Annotated in this window: 19 protein-coding genes and 2 rRNA genes (1 of these 21 running past the window's edge); 12 read left to right on the forward strand and 9 right to left on the reverse strand. The window is 71.3% G+C overall.

The window, feature by feature from the left end:
* Both AC0KTA_RS22825 and rrf read left to right on the forward strand, forming a co-directional pair.
* Positions 1-1056, forward strand: a 23S ribosomal RNA gene (locus AC0KTA_RS22825); it begins 2067 nt to the left of the window's first position.
* A gap of 89 nt (positions 1057-1145) precedes the next feature.
* Positions 1146-1263 (forward strand): 5S ribosomal RNA (gene rrf, locus AC0KTA_RS22830).
* Positions 1264-1336: 73 nt separating this feature from the next.
* On the opposite strand, the gene AC0KTA_RS22835 is transcribed toward rrf, so the two are convergent.
* From AC0KTA_RS22835 to AC0KTA_RS22855, 5 genes are all read right to left on the reverse strand, one after another.
* A complete protein-coding gene (locus tag AC0KTA_RS22835) occupies positions 1337-2647 on the reverse strand; it encodes a DUF58 domain-containing protein (RefSeq protein WP_481050085.1) in 1311 nt (436 codons plus the stop codon).
* A complete protein-coding gene (locus tag AC0KTA_RS22840; RefSeq protein ID WP_481050086.1) occupies positions 2647-3627 on the reverse strand; it encodes an AAA family ATPase in 981 nt (326 codons plus the stop codon). The genes AC0KTA_RS22835 and AC0KTA_RS22840 overlap by 1 nt, the downstream gene beginning before the upstream one ends.
* Positions 3627-5078, reverse strand: a complete 1452-nt coding sequence (locus AC0KTA_RS22845; protein ID WP_481050087.1) for a DUF4350 domain-containing protein — start codon at positions 5076-5078, stop codon at positions 3627-3629. The genes AC0KTA_RS22840 and AC0KTA_RS22845 overlap by 1 nt, the downstream gene beginning before the upstream one ends.
* The gene (locus AC0KTA_RS22850) at positions 5075-5785 is read right to left on the reverse strand and encodes a DUF4129 domain-containing protein (protein ID WP_481056526.1); all 711 of its coding nucleotides are present in this window, start codon (positions 5783-5785) and stop codon (positions 5075-5077) included. Before AC0KTA_RS22850 ends, AC0KTA_RS22845 begins: the two co-directional genes overlap by 4 nt.
* 115 nt (positions 5786-5900) lie before the next feature.
* The gene (locus AC0KTA_RS22855; protein ID WP_481050088.1) at positions 5901-7289 is read right to left on the reverse strand and encodes a glycerophosphoryl diester phosphodiesterase membrane domain-containing protein; all 1389 of its coding nucleotides are present in this window, start codon (positions 7287-7289) and stop codon (positions 5901-5903) included.
* A gap of 161 nt (positions 7290-7450) precedes the next feature.
* Here AC0KTA_RS22855 and mtnA point away from each other — a divergent pair, with 161 nt between their 5' ends.
* The 7 genes from mtnA to AC0KTA_RS22890 all read left to right on the forward strand — a co-directional run bounded on the left by mtnA (position 7451) and on the right by AC0KTA_RS22890 (position 16685).
* The gene (mtnA, locus tag AC0KTA_RS22860) at positions 7451-8626 is read left to right on the forward strand and encodes an S-methyl-5-thioribose-1-phosphate isomerase (RefSeq protein ID WP_481050089.1); all 1176 of its coding nucleotides are present in this window, start codon (positions 7451-7453) and stop codon (positions 8624-8626) included.
* 4 nt (positions 8627-8630) lie between these two features.
* On the forward strand, positions 8631-9320 hold the full coding sequence (gene mtrA, locus AC0KTA_RS22865; protein ID WP_189176211.1) for a two-component system response regulator MtrA: 690 nt from the start codon (positions 8631-8633) through the stop codon (positions 9318-9320).
* A 1-nt stretch (position 9321) separates the two neighbouring features.
* Positions 9322-11784 carry an MtrAB system histidine kinase MtrB gene (mtrB, locus tag AC0KTA_RS22870; protein ID WP_481050090.1) on the forward strand — a complete coding sequence of 821 codons (2463 nt, stop codon included), beginning with the start codon at positions 9322-9324 and terminating at the stop codon, positions 11782-11784.
* A complete protein-coding gene (locus AC0KTA_RS22875) occupies positions 11774-13642 on the forward strand; it encodes an LpqB family beta-propeller domain-containing protein (protein ID WP_481050091.1) in 1869 nt (622 codons plus the stop codon). Before mtrB ends, AC0KTA_RS22875 begins: the two co-directional genes overlap by 11 nt.
* A 207-nt stretch (positions 13643-13849) precedes the next feature.
* The gene (locus AC0KTA_RS22880) at positions 13850-14737 is read left to right on the forward strand and encodes a ComF family protein (protein ID WP_481050092.1); all 888 of its coding nucleotides are present in this window, start codon (positions 13850-13852) and stop codon (positions 14735-14737) included.
* A gap of 314 nt (positions 14738-15051) precedes the next feature.
* The gene (gene hpf / locus AC0KTA_RS22885) at positions 15052-15744 is read left to right on the forward strand and encodes a ribosome hibernation-promoting factor, HPF/YfiA family (RefSeq protein WP_229862417.1); all 693 of its coding nucleotides are present in this window, start codon (positions 15052-15054) and stop codon (positions 15742-15744) included.
* A gap of 197 nt (positions 15745-15941) precedes the next feature.
* The gene (locus AC0KTA_RS22890) at positions 15942-16685 is read left to right on the forward strand and encodes a response regulator (protein WP_016645733.1); all 744 of its coding nucleotides are present in this window, start codon (positions 15942-15944) and stop codon (positions 16683-16685) included.
* 29 nt (positions 16686-16714) lie between these two features.
* On the opposite strand, the gene AC0KTA_RS22895 is transcribed toward AC0KTA_RS22890, so the two are convergent.
* Both AC0KTA_RS22895 and AC0KTA_RS22900 read right to left on the reverse strand, forming a co-directional pair.
* Positions 16715-17908, reverse strand: coding sequence for a winged helix-turn-helix domain-containing protein (locus AC0KTA_RS22895; protein WP_481050093.1), 1194 nt, complete (start codon positions 17906-17908; stop codon positions 16715-16717).
* A gap of 273 nt (positions 17909-18181) precedes the next feature.
* Positions 18182-18760 carry a GNAT family N-acetyltransferase gene (locus tag AC0KTA_RS22900; RefSeq protein WP_481050094.1) on the reverse strand — a complete coding sequence of 193 codons (579 nt, stop codon included), beginning with the start codon at positions 18758-18760 and terminating at the stop codon, positions 18182-18184.
* A gap of 244 nt (positions 18761-19004) precedes the next feature.
* Here AC0KTA_RS22900 and secA point away from each other — a divergent pair, with 244 nt between their 5' ends.
* Positions 19005-21830, forward strand: coding sequence for a preprotein translocase subunit SecA (gene secA / locus AC0KTA_RS22905; protein ID WP_481050095.1), 2826 nt, complete (start codon positions 19005-19007; stop codon positions 21828-21830).
* Positions 21831-22024: 194 nt separating this feature from the next.
* On the opposite strand, the gene AC0KTA_RS22910 is transcribed toward secA, so the two are convergent.
* Positions 22025-22513 carry an Rv3235 family protein gene (locus AC0KTA_RS22910; protein ID WP_481050096.1) on the reverse strand — a complete coding sequence of 163 codons (489 nt, stop codon included), beginning with the start codon at positions 22511-22513 and terminating at the stop codon, positions 22025-22027.
* Positions 22514-22924: 411 nt separating this feature from the next.
* On the opposite strand from AC0KTA_RS22910, the gene AC0KTA_RS22915 reads away from it, so the two are divergent.
* Together AC0KTA_RS22915 and AC0KTA_RS22920 are read left to right on the forward strand one after the other, a co-directional pair.
* Positions 22925-23440 (forward strand): DUF6912 family protein, encoded by a 516-nt coding sequence (locus AC0KTA_RS22915; RefSeq protein ID WP_481050097.1) that lies wholly within the window; start codon positions 22925-22927, stop codon positions 23438-23440.
* A 67-nt stretch (positions 23441-23507) separates the two neighbouring features.
* On the forward strand, positions 23508-24176 hold the full coding sequence (locus AC0KTA_RS22920) for an HAD family hydrolase (RefSeq protein WP_481050098.1): 669 nt from the start codon (positions 23508-23510) through the stop codon (positions 24174-24176).
* A gap of 332 nt (positions 24177-24508) precedes the next feature.
* Here AC0KTA_RS22920 and AC0KTA_RS22925 read toward each other — a convergent pair whose 3' ends face one another.
* Positions 24509-25075 (reverse strand): DJ-1/PfpI family protein, encoded by a 567-nt coding sequence (locus AC0KTA_RS22925; protein WP_481050099.1) that lies wholly within the window; start codon positions 25073-25075, stop codon positions 24509-24511.
* Positions 25076-25321 lie beyond the last annotated feature (246 nt).

Here is a 25321-nt window from a genome sequence, read left to right on the forward strand (position 1 = left end):
AGGGGACCGGTTAGTCACTCTTCGGGGTGGCGAAGCTGAGAACTTAAGCGCCAGTAAACGGCGGTGGTAACTATAACCATCCTAAGGTAGCGAAATTCCTTGTCGGGTAAGTTCCGACCTGCACGAATGGCGTAACGACTTCTCGACTGTCTCAACCATAGGCCCGGTGAAATTGCACTACGAGTAAAGATGCTCGTTTCGCGCAGCAGGACGGAAAGACCCCGGGACCTTTACTACAGTTTGATATTGGTGTTCGGTTCGGCTTGTGTAGGATAGCTGGGAGACTGTGAAGCATGCACGCCAGTGTGTGTGGAGTCGTCGTTGAAATACCAGTCTGGTCGTGCTGGATGTCTAACCTGGGTCCGTGATCCGGATCAGGGACAGTGTCTGATGGGTAGTTTAACTGGGGCGGTTGCCTCCCAAAGGGTAACGGAGGCGCCCAAAGGTTCCCTCAGCCTGGTTGGTAATCAGGTGTTGAGTGTAAGTGCACAAGGGAGCTTGACTGTGAGACTGACGGGTCGAGCAGGGACGAAAGTCGGGACTAGTGATCCGGCGGTGGCTTGTGGAAGCGCCGTCGCTCAACGGATAAAAGGTACCCCGGGGATAACAGGCTGATCTTCCCCAAGAGTCCATATCGACGGGATGGTTTGGCACCTCGATGTCGGCTCGTCGCATCCTGGGGCTGGAGTCGGTCCCAAGGGTTGGGCTGTTCGCCCATTAAAGCGGTACGCGAGCTGGGTTTAGAACGTCGTGAGACAGTTCGGTCCCTATCCGCTGTGCGCGTAGGAGTCTTGAGAAGGGCTGTCCCTAGTACGAGAGGACCGGGACGGACGAACCTCTGGTGTGCCAGTTGTCCTGCCAAGGGCATGGCTGGTTGGCTACGTTCGGAAAGGATAACCGCTGAAAGCATCTAAGCGGGAAGCCTGCTTCGAGATGAGGACTCCCACCCCCATGAGGGGTTAAGGCTCCCAGTAGACGACTGGGTTGATAGGCCAGATATGGAAGCCCGGTAACGGGTGGAGTTGACTGGTACTAATAGGCCGAGGGCTTGTCCTCAGTTGCTCGCGTCCACTGTGTTGGTTCTGAAACCACGAACAACCGTCGTAGCCCTGTGCCACGGCTCCGGTTGACAAGTTTCATAGTGTTTCGGTGGTCATAGCGTGAGGGAAACGCCCGGTTTACATTCCGAACCCGGAAGCTAAGCCTTACAGCGCCGATGGTACTGCAGGGGGGACCCTGTGGGAGAGTAGGACGCCGCCGAACTAAATTTGATAAAGCCGTATCCCCCGAGTTTCGACTCGGGGGATACGGCTTTTTTGCGTTCCCCCCATCCGCCTTAGAGGCGGCCGGCCGCCTTCAGCGACAGGTATGCGTCCGCCAAAGCGGGGGCCAGATTATCGGGAGTGGCGTCGACGACCGTGACACCGTGACGGATGAGCTGTTCCGCGGTGCGTTGACGCTCCGCCTGGGCCTGCGCCGCGGCAGCGGCGTCGTACACGGCATCCGTCGTCCCTCGTGCCTTCGCCATCTGTGTGATGTGCGGGTCGGCGACAGACGCGAGCAGGATCGTGTGGCGTTGCGTGAGACGGGAGAGGACCGGGAGCAGGCCCTCCTCGATGGGGGCCGCGTCGAGGCTGGTGAGCAGCACGATCAACGAGCTGCGGGGAGCGGCGCGCAGGGCTGTGGCCGTGAGGCCGCGGGCGTCCGTCTCGACGAGTTCTGGTTCGAGGGTAGCCAAAGCGTTCACGAGAGAGGGAAGGACGTCGCCCGCGGCCTTGCCTTGGACCACGGCACGCACCCTGCGGTCGTACGCCAGGAGATCCACGCGATCGCCGGCCCGGGAAGCCAGGGCGGCGAGGAGCAGGGCGGCGTCCATGGACGCGTCCAGGCGAGGGGCGTCGCCGACCCGGCCCGCGGAAGTGCGGCCGGTGTCGAGGACCAGGAGGATGTGGCGGTCGCGTTCGGGCCGCCAGGTGCGGACGGCCACGGAGGACTGGCGGGCGGTGGCGCGCCAGTCGATGGACCGGGTGTCGTCGCCGGGAACGTACTCGCGAAGGCTGTCGAACTCCGTGCCCTGGCCGCGGATCAGGACGCTGGTGCGGCCGTCGAGTTCGCGCAGCCGGGCCAGCTTGGACGGCAGGTGCTTGCGGCTGGCGAAGGGCGGAAGGACGCGGAGCGTCCAGGGAACCCTGTGGCTGCCCTGGCGGGTGAAGAGGCCGAGCGGGCCCCTCGAGCGGATCGTGACGCGGTCGGCCTGGTGGTCGCCGCGGCGGGTGGGACGCAGGCGGGTGGTGAGGCGGCGGCGTTCGCCGGACGGGACGTCCAATCGCTGCCTGGACGCGGCGACTTCGGTGCCCGGCTGCCAACTGCTCGGGGGCCAGGCGTCGCGGAGTTCGGCGCGTAGGGGGCGACTGGTGGGGTTCGTGACGGTGAGCTGGACGTCCGCGGGTTCGCCGAGACGTACAGAGGTGTCGCCGGAACGGCTCAGGACGAGGCGGCGTACGGGGGCGGCCAGGGCGAAGTCGCAGGCGCAGGCCAGGGCCAGCGGGGCGTTGACCGCGAGGATGCCGGTCCAGCCGGGGTCCAGGATGCCCACAGGGAGGGAGCCCAGGGCCGCCAGGAGGGCGGTGCGGCCGGTGACGGGCATCAGCGGGGCACCGGGACGTGGGCGAGGATCGCGTTGACGACGGAGTCGGCCGTCACGCCCTCCATCTCGGCCTCCGGGCGTAGTTGGACCCGGTGGCGGAGCGTGGGCAGGGCGAGGGCCTTCACGTCGTCGGGAATGACGTAGTCGCGGCCCGTCAGCCAGGCCCAGGCGCGGGCCGTGGAGAGCAGAGCCGTGGCGCCGCGCGGGGAGACGCCCAGCGTGAGGGACGGCGATTCGCGGGTGGCGCGGCAGATGTCGACTACGTAGGCGGTGATTTCGGGGGAGACGGTCGTCTTGGCGACCGCCGCTCGGGCCGCCTCCAGGTCGGCGGGGCCCGCCACGGGGCGCACGCCGGCGGCGCTCAGGTCGCGCGGATTGAAGCCTTCCGCGTGGCGCTTCAGGACGTTGATCTCGTCCTCGCGGGAAGGGAGAGGGACCGTCAGTTTGACGAGAAAGCGGTCGAGTTGGGCTTCGGGGAGGGGGTACGTGCCTTCGTACTCGACGGGGTTCTGGGTGGCGGCGACGAGGAACGGCTCGGGGAGCGGGCGCGGGGTGCCGTCGACCGTGACCTGGCGTTCCTCCATCGCTTCGAGGAGGGACGACTGGGTCTTGGGCGGGGTGCGGTTGATCTCGTCGGCGAGGAGCAGGTTGGTGAAGACCGGGCCCGGCTGGAAGGAGAACTCCGTGGAGCGGGCGTCGTAGACGAGGGAGCCCGTGACGTCGCTGGGCATCAGGTCGGGGGTGAACTGGACGCGCTTGGTGTCGAGTTCGAGGGACGCGGCGAGGGCGCGTACGAGGAGGGTCTTCGCGACGCCCGGGACGCCTTCGAGCAGGACGTGGCCGCGGCACAGCAGGGCCACGACGAGGCCGGTGACGGCGGGGTCCTGGCCGACCACGGCCTTGGAGATCTCCGTGCGCAGGGACTCCAGGGAGGAGCGGGCGCCGCCGGAGCTCGCGGCGTTGTCAGTGGTCGGGTCCATCATGAAGTACGTACCTCACTTTCGAGGGCGTCGAGTTGGTCGGCGAGGGCGATGAGCCCTGCGTCGTCGCCGGGCGGCGGGCCAAAGAGGAGGGGGTGCAGGTCCTGGCCGGGCGTGCGGAGACGGCTGGTCAGGGCGGGCAGGAGCGCTTCGGGCGCGTGGGCCCGGGCGGTGGGGACGCCGACGAGGGGGGCGAGTCGGGTGCGGGTGGCCGAGCGGAGGGCCGCGGCGGCGCGGTCGCGCGCGTTGGCCTTGCGGTAGAGGCGGGCGCGGCCTTCGGCGGTCTCGGAGGCGCGGATCGCGACGGGGAGGTTTTCGGGGACGAGGGGGCCGAGGCGGCGGGCGCGCCACAGTGCCGCGAGGACAGCGGCGACGGTGAGCTGCAGCGTGCCCCAGAGCCAGCCGGACGGGATGAGGTCGAAGAAGCTGTCGTCGGCGGTGTCGTCGACCGCGTCGTCGGAGAGCGAGGGGAGGTACCAGACCAAGTGGGGGCGGGAACCAAGAAGTTGCAGGGCGAGCGAGGCGTTGCCGTGCTCTTCGAGGCGGTCGTTGTGGAGGATGTCGGGGGCGCCGAGGATGACGGTGTCGCCCCGCGCGGGGGCTTGGTCCGCGTTCTCCGGGGCGTCCTCTGGGGTGTCTTCCGTGTTGTCGCCGGTCTCCGGAGAGCCGTCCTTCGCGGTCGTCGCCGGGAGCTGCAGGAGGCTCGGCAGGCCGTCGTCGATGTAGCAGGCCTCGGCGCCGGGGGTGAGCGTTTCGTAGCGGATGCCGCCCACGTCCGCGGAGCCGGCGCGGCGGGCGGCGGGCAGGGAGCAGTCCGGCGAGAGCGTCGAGTCGAAGCTGCGGGTGGGGTCCGCGGTGACCCCGGGGGCGAGCTTCGACACCGACGGGGTGCCCGGGGCGATCAGCACGGTGCGGCCGCCGGAGCCCGCGGTGGCTTCGTGGAGCCGGGTCTGCTGGCGGTCCGTGAGGAGGTCCGGGGCGGCCACCAGGAGGGTGGTGTCGGGGCCCGCGGCGGACCGTGCCTCTTCGGTGGTGGTGACGACACGCGTGGACACGCCCCGGTCGGCGAGGAGTTCGGCGACGGCACGGCTGCCGTAGGGGTCGGCGGAGCGCGGGTCGAGGCGGCCGTGCTGGGCGCCGGAGCGGACGGCCGCGATGGCGACGGCGGCCGCCAGGAGGATGACGACGGCGAGGACGATGCCGCGGGAGCGGGTCCAGAGCTGACGGGGTGTGGGGGCGGTCGAGGTCGACGGGGCGCCGAGGGCTCGGGTGTTGGTCGTCGGTGCGGCCGTGGCGGTGGGGAGCTCGGTGGGGGTGCCGGTCGACGGGGTGGCCGGGGTGCCTGTCGATGTCGCGGTGGAGGCGGGGCGTGCGGGTGTTGTCGTCGTGTCCGGGGTGTGCGCCGTGTCCGGGGTGTGCGCCGTGTCCCGGGTGTGGGGGGAGTCCGTCATCGGATGGCTCCCCAGGAGGCGCTGTCGGACGCCGCGTGGGACGCGGTGGCCAGGAGCGGCTTGGTGCGTTCCAGGTCGCGGTCCAAGTCGGCGAGTTGGCGGTACGCCGCTTCTGTGGCCGTGCGGCCTCCGTACGTCACGTCGTCGAACTCCCGGGCGGCGGCGCGCAGCCGGTCCGCGTGGCCGGGCAGGGGGTGGGCGGCCTCCGCGGCGGCCTCGTCCGCGGTGCGGCCGGGGCGCGGGTCCAGGAGGGCGCGCTCCTCCAGGGAGCGCACGACGGCCCGCATCCGCTCCTGGAGGGCCTGGTTCCAGTGGCCCTGGGCGGCGTGCGCCTCGGCGGCCGAGCGGTGCTCCGCGGCGCTGCGCGGGCGGTCGTCGAAGAGCGCCGGAGAGGTGGCGGGGGCGCGGCGCGGGGTGCCGAGGCGCCACCACAGCGCCACGACGACCGCCACCACCGCGAGGGCGATGACCACGAGGCCGACCGTGCCGCCCGGTGCCGCGCCGGAAGCCGCGCCGAACAGGTCGTCCACCCAGCCCCAGAAGCGGTTCAGGGCGCGCTGGAAGAGGCTCGGGTCGTTCTCGTGGTACATCGGCTTGGACAGCTCGCGCTCGGCCGCCTCCCGCGCGGGGCCGCGCGGGACCGTCACCGGAGGCTCGTCGCCGGAGCGCGGCAGGGTCAGGGCCGCGCCGAAGCCGGTGCGCGGCAGCGGAGCCCCTGCGCCGAGGCCCGTGCGTGGCGGCGCGGCCACGCCGAAGCCGCTGCCTGGCAGTCGTGAGACCGCGCCGAGCGTGTCGAGAAGCGCCCCTGCCGGCGTCACCGCATCAGCTCCCCGGTGTGCCGGGGGTGTCGGAGGTGCCGTGGCCCGGCACACCGGCGGCGCGGGCGAGTTCGAGGTCGAGCGCCTCGCGGCGGATCCGCTGGTCGATGTAGAGGAGCACGGTGACCCCGGCGGTGATCGGGAACGTCAGCATGGAGCCGATCACCTGCCCGACGCCGCTGACGATCAGGAACGTCCAGCCGACCTCACCCGAGCCGGCGTCGAGCAGGTTGGAGATGCTGTCCCCGCTCAGCGCGCCCGCGATGATCGTGAACGGGATGACGATGATGGACGCCACGACGTTCGCGATGACGGCGGCCAGGAGCTGGATGCCGAAGACGCGCCACCAGGAGCGCCGGACCAGCTTTACGGATCGGCTCATCGACTTCTTCACGCCCTGCTTCTCCAGCATCAGCGCCGGAGAGGAGAGCGAGAGGCGGACCATCAGCCAGATGGCGACGACACCCGCGGCGATGCCGCCGATCACGGCGAGGGCGACCCCGGCGTCGGTGGCTCCGGCCACGGCGATCAGGACGCCGGGCAGGGTGCCGGCGGCCACGACGCCCACGGCGATCAGCGGCAGCAGCAGCGTCAGTCCGATCAGCTTCCCGATCCGCGGCTTGGCGTCGTGCCAGGCCTCGGCCGTGGTCACCGGCTTCCCCAGCACGGCGCGGCTGGTGACCATCGTGAGCAGGGCCGTTGCCACGATCGTGCCGAGCAGGGTGATCACGAGGACGACGCCCGAACTGAGCAGCGTGTCCCAGAGCGCGCGCGTGACCTCGCCGACGGACGCGCTCGGGTCGTCGAGGGCCTCGGTGTCGGCCGCGTCGTTGAGGACCAGGCCCTGGAGCAGGATGACCAGGACTTCGGTGACGACGGCGACGGTCAGCGAGATGCCGAGGACCGTGCGCCAGTGCGTACGCATCGTGGAGACCGCGCCGTCCAGGATCTCGCCGACGGCGAGCGGACGCAGCGGGATGACGCCGGGCTTCGCGGCGGCCGGCGGCCCCTGCCAGGCGCCCCAGCCGCGGTAGGGGCCACCGGGTCCGCCGGGGCCGCTGCCCCAGCCGGGTCCGCCCGGGCCGCCGGGGGCACTTCCCCAGCCGGAACCGCCAGGACCGCCGGGACCGCCTTGGCCGCCACCGCCACCGCCACCGCCGTCCCAGCCCTGGCCGGGAGGCGCGGCGGGTGGCGGCGGGTTCTGGCCGGGTGCCGGAGGGCTGGGCGCGGACCACTGGGCGGGCGGCGGCTGCTCCTTGGACCACTTCGAGTCCGGGGCGCTGCCCGGCTGGTCCTCGGGCTCGTCGGCCCCCTTCTTGCCCGGCTTCTTGTCCGGCTCGTGTCCGTCGGAGGGGGCAGATCCGGGCGAGGCCCAGCCCGGAGTGTCGTTCATCGTCGCTCCTTCACAGTGCCCGTCCGCGGTCGCGGCGGCAGGTTGGCAGCCATCGTGCCACGGGGCGGTTGCCCTGGGACCGGGCACGGTGGCGCGGAGACCGTGTGCTGTATGGGCTGCGCACCTTCTATTGTCCGCCGGGTAGCGGGCAGACTGGGCGGATGGCTGATCAGTACGCGCAATCCGGCGAGGCCGTACGGCCGTCCGACGCCGCGGCGATCCCAGCGGTCCCCGCGATTCCCGCGATCCGCTGGGACGAGCCCCCGGAGGGGCCCGTCCTCGTCCTCCTCGACCAGACCCGGCTGCCGGCCGAGGAGACGGAGCTGGTGTGCACGGATCCGCCCGCGCTGGTCCAGGCGATCCGCACGCTCGCCGTGCGCGGGGCCCCGCTGCTCGGCATCGCCGGTGCGTACGGCGTCGCGCTTGCCGCGGCCCGTGGCTTCGACGTGGACGAGGCCGCCGACGCGCTCGCGGGGGCACGGCCCACGGCGGTCAACCTGGCGTACGGGGCGCGCCGGGCGCAGGCGGCGTACCGCAAGGCCGTGGCAGGCGGCGCGGACGGGCGGCAGGCGGCCGCGGCGGTGCTCGCCGCCGCGCGGGCGCTGCACAAGGAGGACGCCGAGGCCAGCGCGCGGATGGCGGTGCACGGCCTGGCGCTGCTCGACGAGCTGATGCCCGGCGGCGGGCACCGCATCCTCACGCACTGCAACACGGGGGCGTTGGTCTCCGGTGGCGAGGGCACGGCGTTCGCGGTGGCGCTCGCCGCGCACCGCAAGGGGCAGCTGCGCAGGCTGTGGGTCGACGAGACCCGGCCGCTGCTCCAGGGCGCGCGGCTGACGGCGTACGAGGCGGCGCGCACCGGCATGCCGTACACACTGCTGACCGACAACGCCGCGGGTTCGCTGTTCGCGGCCGGTGAGGTGGACGCCGTGCTGATCGGCGCCGACCGGATCGCGGCCGACGGTTCGGTGGCCAACAAGGTGGGGAGCTATCCGCTCGCGGTCCTCGCCCGGTATCACCACGTGCCGTTCATCGTGGTGGCGCCGGTGACGACCGTGGACCCCGACACCCCGGACGGAGCCGCCATCGAGGTCGAGCAGCGAGCGAGCCACGAGGTGACGGAGGCCACAGTGCCGTTCGTGCCGGTGACCGGAGCCGAGGTGGGAGGCGGTATTTCCGTGGCGCCCCTGGGGACACAGGCGTACAACCCGGCATTCGACGTCACCCCACCCGAGTTGGTGACAGCCGTCGTCACGGAGGAAGGTGTCGTCTCACCCGTGACAACGGAGGGCCTTGCCGAGCTGTGTGCCAGGTCACGCCAGGTAACGATTAGCTAATGGGATGATGTCAGGCATGAAGGGACGAGTCCTTGTCGTCGACGACGACACCGCACTGGCCGAGATGCTCGGGATTGTGCTGCGTGGTGAAGGTTTTGAGCCGTCGTTCGTGGCAGATGGCGACAAGGCGCTGGCCGCTTTCCGGGAGGCCAAGCCCGATCTGGTGCTTCTCGACCTGATGCTGCCCGGACGGGACGGCATCGAGGTGTGCCGCCTGATCAGGGCGGAGTCCGGGGTGCCCATCGTCATGCTCACGGCCAAGAGCGACACCGTGGATGTGGTGGTCGGTCTGGAGTCGGGAGCCGACGACTACATCGTCAAGCCGTTCAAGCCCAAGGAGCTGGTGGCCCGCATCCGTGCGCGGCTGCGCCGGTCCGAGGAGCCCGCGCCGGAGCAGCTGGCCATCGGTGACCTCGTCATCGACGTGGCCGGGCACTCCGTGAAGCGGGACGGGCAGTCGATCGCGCTGACCCCGTTGGAGTTCGACCTGCTGGTCGCGCTGGCCCGCAAGCCGTGGCAGGTGTTCACGCGTGAGGTGCTCCTGGAGCAGGTCTGGGGCTACCGGCACGCGGCGGACACCCGTCTGGTGAATGTGCATGTGCAGCGCCTGCGCTCCAAGGTCGAGCGGGACCCCGAACGGCCGGAGATCGTGGTGACCGTCCGTGGCGTCGGTTACAAGGCCGGACCGAGCTGACATGTCCCGCGACAGTTCCTCTCCGGCGCCCGGCGAACCGGGAGCGCGGCCGGGGCGGACTGTGCGGCCGCCGCGGCGGGGCCCCCGCTTCGGGGCGCTCGTCGACAGCGGTCTGATGCTGCAGGGCGGCGTGCAGGGCAGCAGCCCCCTGCTGCGCCTCTTCACGCGCTGGGTGCGCCGCCCGCTGCTGCCGATGATGCGGTTGTGGCGGCGCAACATCCAGCTCAAGGTCGTCGTCACCACGCTCCTGATGTCGCTCGGCGTGGTGCTGCTGCTCGGCTTCGTCGTCATGAGCTCGGTGAGCAACGGCCTGCTCAAGGCCAAGGTCAACGCGGCGCAGAGCCAGGCGGACGGTGGCTTCCGGGCCGCCCAGGAGCAGGCCAACAGCGCCCACCAGCCCGCCGCCCAGGGCGGCGACGCGGCGGACGGTCCCACGGCGCAGAACGCCGCCGTGTGGCTGTCCGAGCTGGCCGAGCAGCTCGCCAGCGGCGGCCAGAACGCCTTCTACGTAGTCACGCTGAGCTCCAACGCCAGCGACAGCGGCAGCGTGCGCGGACCGCGCGCCTCCGGCGGCGTCGACCCCATCCAGAGCGTGCCGGTGGACCTGCGCGAGCGGGTCGACGGCGGCTCACTCGCGTACCAGAGCAACACGCGTATCGACTTCATCGACCACCGCGAGTCCCAGCCCGGCCTGGTGATCGGCAAGCAGCTGAGCGACCTCAACGGCGACTCGTACCAGCTCTACTACCTCTTCCCGCTGACGCAGGAAGAGGAGTCGATGAACCTGGTGCGCGGCACGCTCGCCACGGCCGGCCTCTTCGTGGTGGTGCTCCTCGGAGCCATCGCCTGGCTGGTGGTACGCCAGGTCGTCACGCCCGTGCGGATGGCGGCCGGGATCGCCGAGCGGCTGTCCGCGGGGCGCCTGCAGGAACGGATGAAGGTCACCGGAGAGGACGACATCGCGCGCCTCGGTGAGGCCTTCAACAAGATGGCGTCGAACCTCCAGCTCAAGATCCAGCAGCTCGAGGAGCTGTCGCGGATGCAGCGGCGGTTCGTCTCCGACGTGTCGCACGAGCTGCGTACGCCGCTGACGACCGTGCGGATGGCGGCCGACGTCATCCATGAGGCGCGCGTCGACTTCGATCCGGTGACGGCCCGCTCCGCGGAGCTGCTCGCCGACCAGCTCGACCGCTTCGAGTCGCTGCTCGCCGACCTGCTGGAGATCAGCCGCTTCGACGCGGGCGCGGCGGCGCTGGAGGCCGAGCCGATAGACCTGCGCGAGGTCGTACGCCGCGTGGTCGGCGGCGCCGAGCCGCTGGCGGAGCGCAAGGGCACGCACATACGGATCGTCGGCGATCAGCAGCCCGTGGTCGCCGAGGCGGACGCGCGGCGCGTGGAGCGGGTGCTCAGGAACCTCGTGGTCAACGCCGTGGAGCACGGCGACGGCAAGGACGTGGTGGTGCGGCTCGCGGCCGCGGGCGGCGCCGTCGCCGTTGCCGTGCGAGACTACGGGGTGGGGCTCAAGCCCGGCGAGGCCACGCGCGTGTTCAGCCGCTTCTGGCGGGCCGACCCGGCACGCGCGCGTACCACCGGTGGAACGGGCCTCGGGCTCTCCATCGCCCTGGAGGACGCGCGGCTGCACGGCGGCTGGCTGCAGGCGTGGGGCGAGCCGGGCGGCGGCTCGCAGTTCCGGCTCACGCTGCCGCGTACGGCCGACGAGCCGCTGCGGGGTTCGCCGATACCGCTCGAACCCGACGATTCACGGCGCCACCGCGGCCTCAACGGCGCGGGGCTGCCGCTCGGCGGCGGTACGAAGCGGGCCACAGTGCCCCATCAGATGCCCCCCGACCGGGTGCCGCCGCCCATGCCCGCGAAGGCTCCCATCGCGCCGCGACTGGCCCATGCGGCGGCCCTGGACGTGGATCCCACGGCTCTGCCGGGCAACGGGGCGCGCGTGGTGCCTCGACAGGCCTGGGAGGAGTCCGGGGCGGAGAGGGCGTCCGGAGGGGGCGCGGGGGCGGGGTCAGGCGTGCGGTCCGCGGAGGCGGGCGTGGAGTCCGTGGGGGCAGGTGCGGAGTCCGGGGCGGAGGCCACGGGAGCGGGCGGGGGCCCGGCGTCTGCGGAGGATGTGGCGGCCGGTGCGGACGAGGTGTCTGTGGCGGGTGCGTCGCCTGTGGCGGGAGGGGGGCCCGGCGCGGGCGCGGAAGCCGACGCGGGCGCAGGCGTGGACACCGACGGGGGAGTCGGGCCGGGCGTGGACGCCTCGGCGATGGATGCCCCAGTGGCTGCGGAAGCCCAGGCGGAGACGGAGGTCCCGGCGGGTGCAGACGTCCCCGGGGGTGCTGAAGTCCTCGCGGGTGTCGAAGCCCCGGTCGGTGTCGAAGTCCCCCTGGATGACGAAGGCCCCGTGGGGCGGGATGCCGTAGTGGGCGGCAGGGAAGAGGAGGCCTCGCGTGGGCGCTGAGGGTCGTTTGCGGGGGCGTGCGCACCCGCTGCGCGCCGGTCTCGTGCTTGCCGCGTGCGGCGCGCTGCTCGCCGGATGCGCCTCCATGCCCGACGAGGGCAACATGAAGAAGGTCGACGCCTCACAGCGGCCCGATTCGCAGTCCCAGGTGCGCGTGTACGCGATGCCGCCGCCCGAGGACGCGGGCGCCGTGGACATCGTTCAGGGCTTCCTCGAGGCGCTGACCAGCGACGATCCGGACTTCGCGATCGCCCGCAAGTACCTGACGAACAAGGCGTCCGAGAACTGGCACCCGGAGCGCTCCACCACGGTGCTCGCCGACGGCCCGAACACCGTCGCGGACAACGTGGGCAACAACAACGAAGGCGAGCGTACGTACGCGCTGACCGGCCGCAAGCTCGCGACGGTGAACGAGCAGCGCGCGTACAAGCCCGACGCGGGGGCGTACCGCCAGGCCGTCCACCTCACCCAGCAGAACGGGCCGAACGGCAGGGTGTGGCGCATCGACGTGCCGCCGTCGGGCGTCGTGCTCGGCGAGTCGGACTTCGAGCGGAACTACCAGGCCGTCAACAAGTACTACTTCGCGGCGCCTCCGAAGGGCCTCGGTACGGTCCGCCAGGTCGGCAGGCAGCAGGGCCTCGTCGCGGACCCCATCTACGTACGCCAGCGCATCGATCCGCTGACGGAGACGGTGAAGGCGCTGCTCGACGGGCCCACCAACTGGCTCGACCCGGTGGTGCGGACGGCGGTTCCCAGGGGCGCGCGGCTCGCCCCCGACACCAAGTCGCTCACGCCCGACGACAAGAACAAACTCGTCGTGCCGCTGAACGCGCGCGCGGACACGCTCGGCCATGACCGGTGTACGGAGATGGCCGCCCAACTGCTCTTCACCCTGCAGGACCTGACGGCCTCCGGAGTCGAGCAGGTGGAGTTGCAGCGCACGAACGGCTCGCAGTTGTGCGTCCTGAGCAAGGACCGCGCCGAGACCGTCGCGCCGCACCGCACGGCGGACCTACCGGCGTACCAGTACTTCATCGACGGCGAGAAGAAGCGCCTGGTACGGATGCCCGGCAACACGGGCAGCAATGCCGCGCCGGAGCCGGTGACCGGGCCGTTCGGCGAGGGCGAGCAGCCGCTGCGCTCGGCGGCCGTGTCGCGCGACGAGGAGCACGGGGCCGGGGTGTCGCTCGACGGGCGCCGGCTCTACACCGCGTCGCTGGTGAACAAGGGATCGCTCGGCGGTCCGGAGCTGCGTTCCCGCTCCAAGTCGGAGAACGACGGGTTCTCGACGCCCAGTTGGGACGTCCGCGGCGACCTGTGGGTGGCCGACCGCGACCCGAAGCGGCCGCGGCTGCTGTGGCTCGCGGAGGGGACCGGCGAGCCGGTGCAGGTGAACGTTCCCGGCCTGGACGGGCGCATCGAGGCGGTGCGGGTCGCGGCCGACGGGGTGCGGGTCGCGCTGCTCGTGGAGAAGGACGGCAAGACGTCGCTGCGGATCGGCCGGATCGACTGGGCGGACGGCAAGGGCGGACAGCCCGACATCTCCATCGTCGAGCTGCTCGAGGCGGCCCCGCAGATGGAGGAGGTCACCGCCATGTCCTGGGCGGGTGTCAGCCGCCTCGTGGTGGTCGGGCGCGAGTCCGGCGGAGTGCAGCAGATGCGGTACGTCCAGAGCGACGGGTCCGCGCGGACGGGGGCGACGCTGCCCGGCCTCACCGGCGTGAAGGAGATCGCCGCGTCCGAGGACGAGCGGCAGCCGCTGGTGGCCCACTCGGACGACGGAATCGTCCGGCTGCCGTCCGGCGCGCAGTGGCAGACCGTGGTCAAGGACGGGGCCAAGCCGGTCTATCCCGGGTGAGGCCCGGGTGCGGGGCGGCGCTGCGCTCGGCCCAGTGGCGCTGCGCCCGGCCGCCGGGTGAGGCTGCCTCGGCCTGCCCGCGCTCCCGCTCCCGTGCCAACTCCCTCAACAGCGCTTCGTCGCAGGTCAATTGGGGTGCGTGAGGTTATCCACAGGCGGTTGTCCACAGGGGTGGCCGCTGGGCGTCCGCGTTGGCACAGTGGAGGCATGCGGGGGTGGTGGCAGGACCTCACGGATCTGGTGCTGCCGGCCGACTGCGCGGGCTGCGGGGCGCCGCGCGTGGCTCTGTGCGCCGGGTGCCGGGCCGCTCTGTGCGGGGCGGCGCCGCGCAGGGTGCGGCCGGTTCCGGAGCCGCGGGGGCTGCCGGTCGTGCACGCGGCCGCTCCGTACGGGGACGCGGTGCGGGCGGTGCTGCTCGCGCACAAGGAGCGGGGCGCGCTGCCGCTGGCCGGGGTGCTCGGCGAGGCCCTGGCGGGGGCGGTGCGGGCCGCGCTCCGGGCCGGGGAGCGGGGTCAAGGTCCGGCCGGGTCCGTGTTGTTGGTGCCCGTGCCGTCCGCGCGGCGGGCGGTGTGGGCGCGGGGGCACGACCCGGTGCGGCGGATCGCGCTCGCGGCGGCGGGCGAGTTGCGGCGTGCCGGGGTGTCGGCGAGCGTGCTGTGCGCGTTGCGGCAGGGGCGGGCGGTCGCGGACCAGGCAGGGCTCAACTCGCGGCAGCGGCAGGCGAATCTGGCGGGCGCGCTGGAGGTGGCCGCCGGTGCCGGACGGCCGCTGCGGGGTGCTGGACAGGTCGTCGTCGTGGACGACCTGATGACGACGGGGGCGTCGCTGACTGAGGCGTCCCGCGCACTGGGAGGCGTATGTGACGTACAGCGGGTAGGCGACGGGGCAGGGGGCGAGACGGCCGACAGGAGTGGGCGGAAAGCACAGATGGCGGCGGAGCACCAGGCGGGGAATCGGCCAAGCTGCGGCGGCCGGAACAGCGCTGCGGAAGTCGCCGTGAACAGCCGCGCGGCCTGCGAAATGGCCCGGGTAAACATCATCCACGCCGCAGTGGTCGCCGCTACTCCGGCTTCTTTCGAAATAAACCGGAACTGACCGAGAACTTTCATCGTTGCAGGTAGTGAGAGGGCCTATCCACCCGAATGGAGGTACGTGTCAGTAGAGGGTGACGACATCCGTCCGGGCGAGATATGTTCGGTTGTGAGGAACGGCGGACAGCGCCCCTCGCATATCGGATTGCCGGTGCATGGGTTTTCTGCAATCACCCGAGGCCGGTGGGGTGGAGATCTTGTCCACGGGGGAGGAGGAGGTGGAAGTCACCGAGTCCGAGGCTCCGGGAGTTTCCGGGGCCTGGTGCAAGAGGGAGAGGCTCCGCCGAAGCAGCGGAGCGATCCGGAACGGAGTTCTGCGTGGACATCGTCGTCAAGGGCCGCAAGACCGAGGTGCCCGAGCGGTTCCGCAAGCACGTGGCCGAGAAGCTGAAGCTGGAGAAGATCCAGAAGCTCGACGGCAAGGTGATCAGCCTCGACGTCGAGGTGTCCAAGGAAACCAACCCGCGTCAGGCCGACCGTTCCGACCGCGTGGAGATCACCGTCCGTGGGCGTGGCCCCGTGATCCGTGCGGAGGCCTCGGCGTCGGATCCGTACGCGGCGCTCGACCTGGCCACCGCCAAGCTCGAGGCGCGACTGCGCAAGCAGCACGAGAAGCGGCACAACAGGCGCGGCAACGGCAGGCTCACCGCCGCCGAAGTGGCCACCCATGTCCCGGACGCGGCGCATCTCAACGGGGACGGCAGCCTGGTCCGTGACGAGGAGCCGGAAGGCGTGCCCACCACCAGGATCGGCACGCTGGAGATCCAGGGCGAAGGCCCCCTCGTGGTCCGCGAGAAGACGCACGTCGCGGCCCCCATGTCCCTGGACCAGGCGCTGTACGAGATGGAGCTCGTCGGACACGACTTCTATCTCTTCATCGACTCCGAGACCAAGGAACCCAGCGTCGTCTACCGCAGGCACGCCTACGACTACGGCGTCATCCACCTCAACACCGACCCCATGGTCACGCACCCGCAGTCGGCGGGCGGGGGCAGCGCCCTGGGTGGCTGACGCACGCTGACGGAGCGCATTGGCCGGTGCCCCTGGAGCGCGTGTGCGCCCCCAGGGGCACCCCCGTGCGACCACTGCGGGCGCGACCGGGGGGCCGGACATGGAATCATGGGCGCGACGGCCCAACCCACCTGACTCTGCCCAGGGTTGGTGCAGCCAAGGCAAGAGACGGGCCCTGGCCTTCAGGGGGAGGAACGATGGCGGACAGCTTCGGACCGATGCGGAGCGAGGATGCCGGTGACGGCATCGGCATCGGCACGGACGCGGGCGCCCCGCGCAAGGAACCCATCAGGGTCCTGGTCGTGGACGACCACGCGCTCTTCCGCCGCGGCCTGGAGATCGTCCTCGCCGCCGAGGAGGACATCCAGGTGGTCGGGGAGGCGGGTGACGGCGCCGAGGCGGTGGACAAGGCCGCCGACCTGCTGCCGGACATCGTGCTCATGGACGTACGCATGCCGAAGCGCGGCGGCATCGAGGCGTGCACCTCCATCAAGGAGGTGGCCCCCAGCGCGAAGATCATCATGCTGACGATCAGCGACGAGGAAGCGGACCTCTACGACGCGATCAAGGCCGGCGCGACCGGCTATCTCCTCAAGGAGATCTCCACGGACGAAGTGGCCACCGCCATTCGCGCCGTGGCCGACGGGCAGTCGCAGATCAGCCCGTCGATGGCGTCGAAGCTGCTCACCGAGTTCAAGTCGATGATCCAGCGGACGGACGAGCGGCGGCTCGTGCCCGCGCCCCGGCTGACCGACCGGGAGCTGGAAGTCCTCAAGCTCGTCGCCACGGGGATGAACAACCGCGACATCGCCAAGGAGTTGTTCATCTCCGAGAACACCGTGAAGAACCACGTGCGCAACATCCTGGAGAAGCTGCAGCTGCACTCCAGGATGGAGGCGGTGGTGTACGCGATGCGGGAGAAGATCCTCGAGATCCGGTGACCCTTCCCGGGGCCGGGCCCCGGTCGGGGTCAGCTCAGCGCGCGGACCAGGTCTGGCGTCAGCTCCGGGCGGTCCACCCGCTCTATGCGTACGGAGTCGCAGTCCACCCACCGCGCCGCCTCGAGAAGTGCCTGGGCGATGGCCGGCACCGCCTTGGGGCCGTCCAGGGACACCTGCTTGGCCACCAGGGTGCGGCCCTCGCGGGCGGGGTCCACGCGGCCGACCAGCCGGCCGCCCGCGAGCACCGGCATCGCGAAGTAGCCGTACACCCGCTTCGGCTTGGGGACGTAGGCCTCCAGGCGGTGGGTGAAGCCGAATATCCGCTCCGTGCGCGCACGCTCCCAGATCAGGGAGTCGAACGGCGACAGGAGCGTCGTGCGGTGGCGGCCGCGCGGGGGTGTGGCCAGCGCCGCCGGGTCCGCCCAGGCGGGCTTGTCCCAGCCCTCCACGGCCACCGGGACCAGGCCCGAGTCCGCGACCACCGCGTCGAACTGCTCGCCCTTGAGGCGGTGGTAGTCCGCGATGTCCGCGCGCGTGCCGACGCCCAGGGACTGGGCGGCCAGGCGGACCAGGCGGCGTACGCACTCCGCGTCGTCCAGGTCGTCGTGCAGCAGGTCGGCGGGGATCGCGCGCTCCGCGAGGTCGTACACCCGCTTCCAGGAGCGGCGCTCGGTGCACACCACCTCGCCGTACATCAGCGCGCGCTCCACCGCGATCTTGGAGTCGGACCAGTCCCACCACTCGCCCTTGTTCTTCGCGCCGCCCAACTCGGTGGCCGTCAGGGGGCCTTCGGCGCGGAGCTGCTTGATCACCTGGTCGTACGCACCGTCCGGGAGGTCGTGGTGCCAGTGGGGGCGGGCGCGGTAGGCGCGGCGGCGGAAGGCGAAGTGGGGCCACTCCTCGATGGGGAGGATGCAGGCCGCGTGCGACCAGTACTCGAAGGCGGTGGGGCGGGGCGGGGGCGCGCCGTCGGGCGCAGCCGTCCAGTACGCCTTCTCGACCGTTTTGCGGCCTACCGCGCCCAGGCGGGCGTACGGGATCAGCTCGTGGGAGCGGGCCAGGACCGAGATCGTGTCCAGCTGGACCGCGCCGAGGTGGCGGAGCACGCCGCGGACGCCGGCCCTGCGGGGCGGGGCGCCGAGGAAGCCCTGGGCTCGGAGGGCGATGCGGCGGGCCTCGTCGGCGGAGAGGGTGATCTCGGGGCGCGGCATGCTCGTCGTCATGGTCGGAACGATAGGGGGAGGGTCTGACAGTGGGGGTGGCGGTGTGGGGTGCGGGCGCGGGTGGTTGGGCCCTCGCGGGGCGCCCCAGGCCCGCCCCTTTCCCGAAACCAGGGGCGCTGCGCCCCCTGGACCTCAGCGGGGGTGGGTGTCCCGGGTGGGTGGGACAGACCCCTGCCGGAGTGGGTGTTCCGTGCGGGTGGGACGGGCCGCCGCCGATCGCCGCTTCGCGGCTCGTCCTCTCACGGGGCGGGGTGGGGGGGTGGGGAGTTGGGCTCATGTCTGTTCGGGGGCCGGCAGGTATGGCTGGTGGGAGGGGAGGCCGATGTCTGAGGGGAGTAGGGCGCCTACCCAACAGTCGCGGACGGTGCCCTTGTTGAGGAGGGCCGCGCGGAGGGTGCCCTCGATGGTGAAGCCTGCTTTTTCGGCTACCGCGCGGGAGCCCTGGTTGCCGACTTCGGCGCGCCATTCCAGGCGGGTGCAGCCGAGGCGTTCGAAGGCCCAGTGGGCCAGGGCCTGCACTGTTTCCGTCATGTAGCCGTGGCCGCGGTGTTCCCTGCCGGTCCAGAAGCCGATCTCCCAGGCGCCCGCGCGCGGGTGGTGCAGGCTCGTCGCGGCGAGCAGCGGCCCGCCTCCGCGCGGGCGCACCGCCCAGCAGTACTCGGTGTCGTAGCGCCAGCCGTCCGGGACCATGCGGCCGATGAAGCCCTCGGCGTCCGCGCGCGCGTAGGGCGAGGGGATCGTGGTCCAGCGCTGGATCTCGGGGTCCTGGCAGGCGGCGTAGACCTCGTCGGTGTCATCGGGAGTGAAGGCGCGCAGCAGCAGGCGCTCGGTGGTCAGGGTGACGGGCTCCATCGGCTGATTCTGCTAGGGGCGGACGGAAGGACGCCAGCGGATTGTGCTGCCGGGGACGGCACGGGGGCCCCTCAGGGGCCCTCCGGGGCGAGGATTCGCGGTGCGGAGGCGGCACCTTCACGGGTGCCCGTCCGTTGACGTATTGGCAGACCTCCCGGGGCGGCCGGGTCCTCGCATACGATGGCCGTTGCCCGACGAGTAAAACCGACCGTGCCAGGCCCGACCGGCAAGGAGACCAACCCCCGTGTCCGTCCTCTCAAAGATCATGCGTGCAGGCGAAGGCAAGATCCTGCGCAAGCTGCACCGCATCGCGGACCAGGTCAACTCCATCGAAGAGGACTTCACCGCCCTCTCCGACGCCGAGCTGCGCGCGCTCACAGCGGAGTACAAGGAACGGTTCGCCGACGGCGAAACCCTCGACGACCTGCTGCCCGAGGCCTTCGCCACCGTTCGCGAGGCCGCCAAGCGCGTTCTCGGGCAGCGGCATTACGACGTGCAGATCATGGGTGGCGCGGCCCTGCACCGCGGCTATGTCGCGGAGATGAAGACCGGTGAGGGCAAGACGCTCGTCGGCACGCTGCCGGCGTATCTGAACGCACTCTCGGGCAAGGGCGTGCACCTGATCACGGTCAACGACTATCTGGCCGAGCGCGACTCCGAAATGATGGGCCGCGTCCACAAGTTCCTCGGTCTGAGCGTCGGCTGCATCCTCGCCAACATGCCGCCCGCGCAGCGCCGCGAGATGTACAACTGCGACATCACGTACGGCACGAACAACGAATTCGGCTTCGACTACCTCCGCGACAACATGGCGTGGTCCAAGGACGAGCTCGTCCAGCGCGGCCACAACTACGCGATCGTGGACGAGGTCGACTCGATCCTCGTCGACGAGGCGCGTACGCCACTGATCATCTCCGGCCCCGCCGACCAGGCCACCAAGTGGTACGGCGACTTCGCCAAGCTGGTCACCCGCCTCACCAAGGGCAAGCCCGGCGAGCCCCTCAAGGGCATCGAGGAGACCGGGGACTACGAGGTCGACGAGAAGAAGCGCACCGTAGGCATCCACGAGTCCGGCGTCGCCAAGGTCGAGGACTGGCTCGGCATCGACAACCTGTACGAGTCGGTGAACACCCCCCTCGTCGGTTACCTGAACAACGCCATCAAGGCCAAGGAACTCTTCAAGAAGGACAAGGACTACGTCGTCATCGACGGCGAAGTCATGATCGTCGACGAGCACACCGGCCGTATCCTCGCCGGCCGCCGCTACAACGAGGGCATGCACCAGGCGATCGAGGCGAAGGAAGGGGTGGACATCAAGGACGAGAACCAGACCTTGGCCACGATCACCCTGCAGAACTTCTTCCGTCTCTACGGCAAGCTCTCCGGCATGACCGGTACGGCCATGACCGAGGCCGCCGAGTTCCACCAGATCTACAAGCTGGGCGTCGTGCCGATCCCGACGAACCGGCCCATGATCCGCGCCGACCAGTCGGACCTGATCTACCGCACCGAGGTCGCCAAGTTCGCCGCCGTCGTCGACGACATCGCGGAGAAGCACGAGAAGGGCCAGCCGATCCTCGTCGGCACGACCTCCGTGGAGAAGTCCGAGTACCTCTCGCAGCAGCTCTCCAAGCGCGGCGTCCAGCACGAGGTCCTGAACGCCAAGCAGCACGACCGGGAGGCGACGATCGTCGCCCAGGCCGGCCGCAAGGGCGCCGTCACGGTCGCCACGAACATGGCCGGCCGAGGCACCGACATCAAGCTCGGCGGCAACCCCGACGACCTCGCCGAGGCGGAGCTGCGCCAGCGCGGCCTCGACCCGGTCGAGCACGTCGAGGAGTGGGCCGCCGCGCTGCCCGCCGCCCTGGAGAAGGCCGAGCAGGCCGTGCGCGCCGAGTTCGAGGAGGTCGTCGACCTCGGCGGTCTCTACGTCCTCGGCACGGAGCGGCACGAGTCGCGCCGCATCGACAACCAGCTGCGCGGCCGCTCCGGCCGTCAGGGCGACCCCGGCGAGTCCCGCTTCTACCTGTCGCTCGGCGACGACCTGATGCGCCTGTTCAAGGCCCAGATGGTCGAGCGCGTGATGGCGATGGCCAACGTGCCCGACGACGTGCCGATCGAGAACAAGATGGTCACCCGCGCCATCGCCTCCGCGCAGTCCCAGGTCGAGCAGCAGAACTTCGAGACCCGGAAGAACGTCCTCAAGTACGACGAGGTCCTCAACCGCCAGCGCGAGGTCATCTACGGAGAGCGCCGTCGCGTCCTGGAGGGCGAGGACCTGCACGAGCAGATCGTGCACTTCATGGACGACACCATCGACGCGTACGTCTCCGCGGAGACCGCCGAGGGCTTCGCCGAGGAGTGGGACCTGGACCGGCTGTGGGGCGCCTTCAAGCAGCTCTACCCGGTCAAGGTCACCATCGAGGAGCTCGAGGACGAGATCGGCGACCGCGCGGGTCTGACCGCGGAGTTCATCTCCGAGGCCATCAAGGACGACATCCACCAGCAGTACGAGGCGCGTGAGGCGCAACTCGGCTCCGAGATCATGCGTGAGCTGGAGCGCCGCGTCGTCCTGTCGGTCCTCGACCGCAAGTGGCGCGAGCACCTCTACGAGATGGACTACCTCCAGGAGGGCATCGGCCTGCGCGCCATGGCGCAGAAGGACCCCCTGGTCGAGTACCAGCGCGAGGGCTTCGACATGTTCAACGCCATGATGGACGGCATCAAGGAGGAGTCCGTCGGCTATCTGTTCAACCTGGAGGTCCAGGTCGAGCAGCAGGTCGAGGAGGTCCCGGTGGCGGACGCCGCGCCGTCGCTGTCCAAGGAGGGCGTCCAGGACGCGGTCCCGGCCGGCGCCGGCCGCCCCGAGATCCGCGCCAAGGGCCTCGACGCCCCTCAGCGCCCCGACCGCCTGCACTTCCAGGCGCCGAACGCCGAGGGCGGTGTCGACGAGGGCGACTTCACGACCTCCGACCAGCCGGCCGGCGACACGGCGCCGGCGTCGGGCGACGGCATGACCCGCGCGGAGCGGCGCAAGGCCCAGAAGGGCGGGCGTCGCCGTAAGAAGTGACGCTGCGCTGTGCGGGACGCGGTCACGGGGTGACCCGGGGCCTTGCACGCAGGGCGTGAGCTGAAGGGCGTACGTAGGTACGCAGGGTTTCAGTGAGGGCCGGGCACCAGGTGGGTGCCCGGCCCTTCGCGTTGCCTTTCGCGTTGCTCTTCGCGTGGGCGTCGGCCTCGGTGGCCGGGTCGCCCGGTCGATCGTCAGCCCACCTCCACCGCCGTGCAGCGCCAGCGCTCGTCGTCGCCCCGGTGCAGGCGGAACGCCAGCGCCCGCAGGGCCGGGCCCGCGCCGACGCGGGCGAAGACCTCGAAGACCCCGGGGCGTACCTCGTAGTGGCCGACGCGCTGGACGGCGGGGCGGTGGCCGCCCACGGAGCGCAGCGGCAGCAGTTCGGCGAGGCGGACCAGGTCGTCGTACGCGGTGTGGGCGACGTGCCGGGCCACGGCGTGCACCGGGCGCTGGCCGCTGAGCACCAGGAGCAGCAGCTCGGTGAAGAGCTCGGCCGGGTGCGGGGGCGGCTGCGCCGGGATCCGGCGGGGGCGTTGGCCCGGGCGGCGCGGGTCGTGACGGCCTGGCGGGCGGCCCGCGGGCGGGCGGGTTCCGGCGGGCCGGGAGTCGCCGGGGCGGGTGCCTGCCGGGCGGCGAGGGCGGGTCATGATCTTGCGGAGGCTGGTCGGGGGACGGTGCATGGGGGATCTCCGTTCAGGGCTGTGGTGCGGTTCGGGGCTGTGGTGCGGCTCGGGCTGTGCTGCGGCGCAGTGCCGCTCGTGCGGCTCGGGTCCGGTCACCTGGTGGGCCGGTGCCCGGATACCCGGGGGTAACTTTCTGCTGGGGATCTTGTACGGCCACACGTGCGGGCGTCGCAACGGCCTCGGACGGGTCTCGGGGACGGCAGGGCGGTTCACTCATCACGGTGATCAGGGGCGCCCAGGGCCCCGTGTCCGTGCGGGACGGGAGGGTGACGGGGCGTACCGGGGTGGACGCGGCCGTGGCGGCGGGCGGCAGCTCGAAGGGGGACGCGCGCACGTATCCTGAAGGCCCGTCCCGGGAGTCCTGGAGGCCACTCCCGGGAGCCTTGGCGACTACGAAAGCGGCCAGTCATGCGCGTGTACGTTCCCCTGACACTGCCCCGTCTCGCGCAGGCGCACGAGGCCGGTGAGCTGGGTCCCGGGCCGCTGACCGCGTACGCCGTGACGCCCGCGCTGCGCGAGTGGTACGTCTCGGACGACGTCGAGGAGCTGGAGTACGCGGCCCTGAACCGGGCGGCGCTCGCCTCGCTGCGGATGCTGGCCGGGGAGCCGGGGACCGCGCGGCGGCGGGTCGTCCTCGCGGCCGACGTGCCGGACGGAGCCGCCGTCGCCGACCCCGACCGCGGGCTCGACCGGGGTGCCCTGGGCGAGGTGCGGATCACCACCGCGCTGCCGCTGGCCAAGGCGGCCGCGGTGCACGTGGACTCCGACGACGCGGAGGCGGACGTCGCCGCGGCGGCCGGCGCGCTGGGGGCGGCGGACCAGGGGGACGACGACGCGCAGTTCGTCGTGGACGGGGCCGAGGACCACGAGCTGCTCTGGTACGCCACGCAGGAGATCCCGAACCTGGTCGGGCCGGGCGCCTAGGCGGGCTCGGGCCGGGGTGGACCCGGGTGCCGGACGTGTTGTCGGTGGCGCCGGGTACCGTCGTGGCATGGGGACGCAGCAGCGCGGGGCGCACATCGTATGGGACTGGAACGGGACACTTCTGCACGACATCGACGCGGTGATCGAGGCGACGAACGCGTCGTTCCTGGAGATCGGGCTCGAGCCGATCACGCTGGAGCGGTATCGGGAGCTGTACTGCGTGCCGGTGCCGTTGTTCTACGAGCGGCTGATGGGGCGGCTGCCCACCGAGGACGAGTGGCTCGTGATGGACGCCGTCTTCCACAAGCACTATGGCGCGCGGGTGGACGCGTGCGGGCTTGCCGAGGGGGCGGCGGAGCTGCTTGCCGTGCGGCAGGCCGAGGGGCGTACGCAGTCTTTGCTGTCGTTGGCGCCGCACGAGCAGTTGGTGCCGCTTGTGCGGCGGCATGGGATCGCTGAGCGGTTCGTGCGGATCGATGGGCGTACGGATGCTTCCCATGCCGGGAAGGCGGAGCGGATGGTTCGGCATCTCGGGGAGCTGGCGGGGGTTGCCGCCGAACAGGTCGTTGTCATCGGGGACGCCGTTGATGACGCGAGGGCTGCGGCGCATGTGGGGGCTCGGGCCGTGCTGTATACCGGTGGGTCGCACAGTCGGGGGAGCCTGGAGGTTGCCGGGGTGCCCGTTGTCGACAGCCTCGGGGAGGCGGTGGAGACCGCGGAGCGGTTGGTGGCCTGAGCGTTGGCCGTACGGTGCCCTTGGCTCGGCCGGGGTGCCGCCGTCGTAAACGGCACTGTCGGACTGGGCTGTGCCCACCCGTGCCGCCCCTGGCGGCCCAGCTGCCCACAGCGGGGACGGGTACGTCCCCGTCCGCGCCTGGCGGCTCAGGCTGCCCACGGCGGGGACAGGCAAGTTCCCGTCCCGCCCCTGGCGGCCCAGCTGCCCACAGCAGGGACGGGTACGTCCCCGTCCGCGCCTGGCGGCCCAGCCGCCCACAGCGGAAGCGGGCACAGCAGGGAGCGGCGGCCCAGCTGTGCCCACAGCCGGGAGAAGGGACAATCAGGCTCAGCTCACGTAACCGGTGCCTTTGCCCTCAGTACCGTCAAGAATTCGCGCATCCACCTCGAGTGATCCGGCCATGCCCTGGACGAGACCAGCGTGCCGTCGACCACCGCTTCCGCGTCCTGGTAGGTGGCGCCCGCCGCCTGCATGTCGATTTCCAGGGCCGGGTAGGCCGTCACGCGGCGGCCCGCGAGGCTGCCGATGGCCGCGGTGAGCAGCGGGCCGTGGCAGATCTGCGCCACGGGCTTGTCCGCGTCGAAGAACGACTTGAGGATCTTGCGGAGCTCGGGATCCGCCCGGAGGTATTCGGGAGCGCGGCCGCCCGGGATGACCAGGGCCACGTACTGGCCCGGATCGACCTCCGAGAAGGCCAGGTCGGCGGGCCAGGTATAGCCCGGCTTCTCGGTGTACGTGTCGAAGCCCGGCTCGAAGTCGTGCACCACGAACTGGAGCTTCTTGCGGGCGGGGGCGGCGATATGGACGTCGTAGCCCTCCTCGCGCAGGCGCTGGTAGGGGTAGAGGACTTCCAGTGACTCCGCCGCGTCACCGGTGACGATCAGGATCTTGGCTGCCATGGCTGTTCGCTCCCCGGGTCGGTCGAGCGCGGTACGGGCCGTCACGCTCACGGCCGTCACGCCCAACGTGCATCGCGCCGCCGCGTTTGCCAAGAGGGTCCCAGAGGCCGCCAGACGGCGGCGGGAGGCACGGCAAGGCTGTACGTGGCCGGATCTGCCCACCGGCCCCGCCCACCGACCCTGCACACCACACCCCCGCACACCGAGCCGCCCGCCACCCCCGCACTACGACTGTGCAGACTGTCA

It is taken from the genome of Streptomyces sp. Y309 (assembly GCF_056712025.1).

Coding starts and splice junctions, on each gene's coding strand:
- AC0KTA_RS22920 (WP_481050098.1), top strand. CDS start 23,508: ATGGGGACGCAGCAGCGCGGGGCGCACATCGTATGGGACTGGAACGGG.
- AC0KTA_RS22910 (WP_481050096.1), bottom strand. CDS start 22,513: ATGCACCGTCCCCCGACCAGCCTCCGCAAGATCATGACCCGCCCTCGC.
- AC0KTA_RS22845 (WP_481050087.1), bottom strand. CDS start 5,078: ATGACGGACTCCCCCCACACCCGGGACACGGCGCACACCCCGGACACG.
- AC0KTA_RS22915 (WP_481050097.1), top strand. CDS start 22,925: ATGCGCGTGTACGTTCCCCTGACACTGCCCCGTCTCGCGCAGGCGCAC.
- AC0KTA_RS22900 (WP_481050094.1), bottom strand. CDS start 18,760: ATGGAGCCCGTCACCCTGACCACCGAGCGCCTGCTGCTGCGCGCCTTC.
- AC0KTA_RS22890 (WP_016645733.1), top strand. CDS start 15,942: ATGGCGGACAGCTTCGGACCGATGCGGAGCGAGGATGCCGGTGACGGC.
- AC0KTA_RS22880 (WP_481050092.1), top strand. CDS start 13,850: ATGCGGGGGTGGTGGCAGGACCTCACGGATCTGGTGCTGCCGGCCGAC.
- mtrB (WP_481050090.1), top strand. CDS start 9,322: ATGTCCCGCGACAGTTCCTCTCCGGCGCCCGGCGAACCGGGAGCGCGG.
- mtnA (WP_481050089.1), top strand. CDS start 7,451: ATGGCTGATCAGTACGCGCAATCCGGCGAGGCCGTACGGCCGTCCGAC.
- AC0KTA_RS22895 (WP_481050093.1), bottom strand. CDS start 17,908: ATGACGACGAGCATGCCGCGCCCCGAGATCACCCTCTCCGCCGACGAG.
- AC0KTA_RS22855 (WP_481050088.1), bottom strand. CDS start 7,289: ATGAACGACACTCCGGGCTGGGCCTCGCCCGGATCTGCCCCCTCCGAC.
- AC0KTA_RS22835 (WP_481050085.1), bottom strand. CDS start 2,647: ATGCCCGTCACCGGCCGCACCGCCCTCCTGGCGGCCCTGGGCTCCCTC.
- AC0KTA_RS22840 (WP_481050086.1), bottom strand. CDS start 3,627: ATGGACCCGACCACTGACAACGCCGCGAGCTCCGGCGGCGCCCGCTCC.
- mtrA (WP_189176211.1), top strand. CDS start 8,631: ATGATGTCAGGCATGAAGGGACGAGTCCTTGTCGTCGACGACGACACC.
- AC0KTA_RS22925 (WP_481050099.1), bottom strand. CDS start 25,075: ATGGCAGCCAAGATCCTGATCGTCACCGGTGACGCGGCGGAGTCACTG.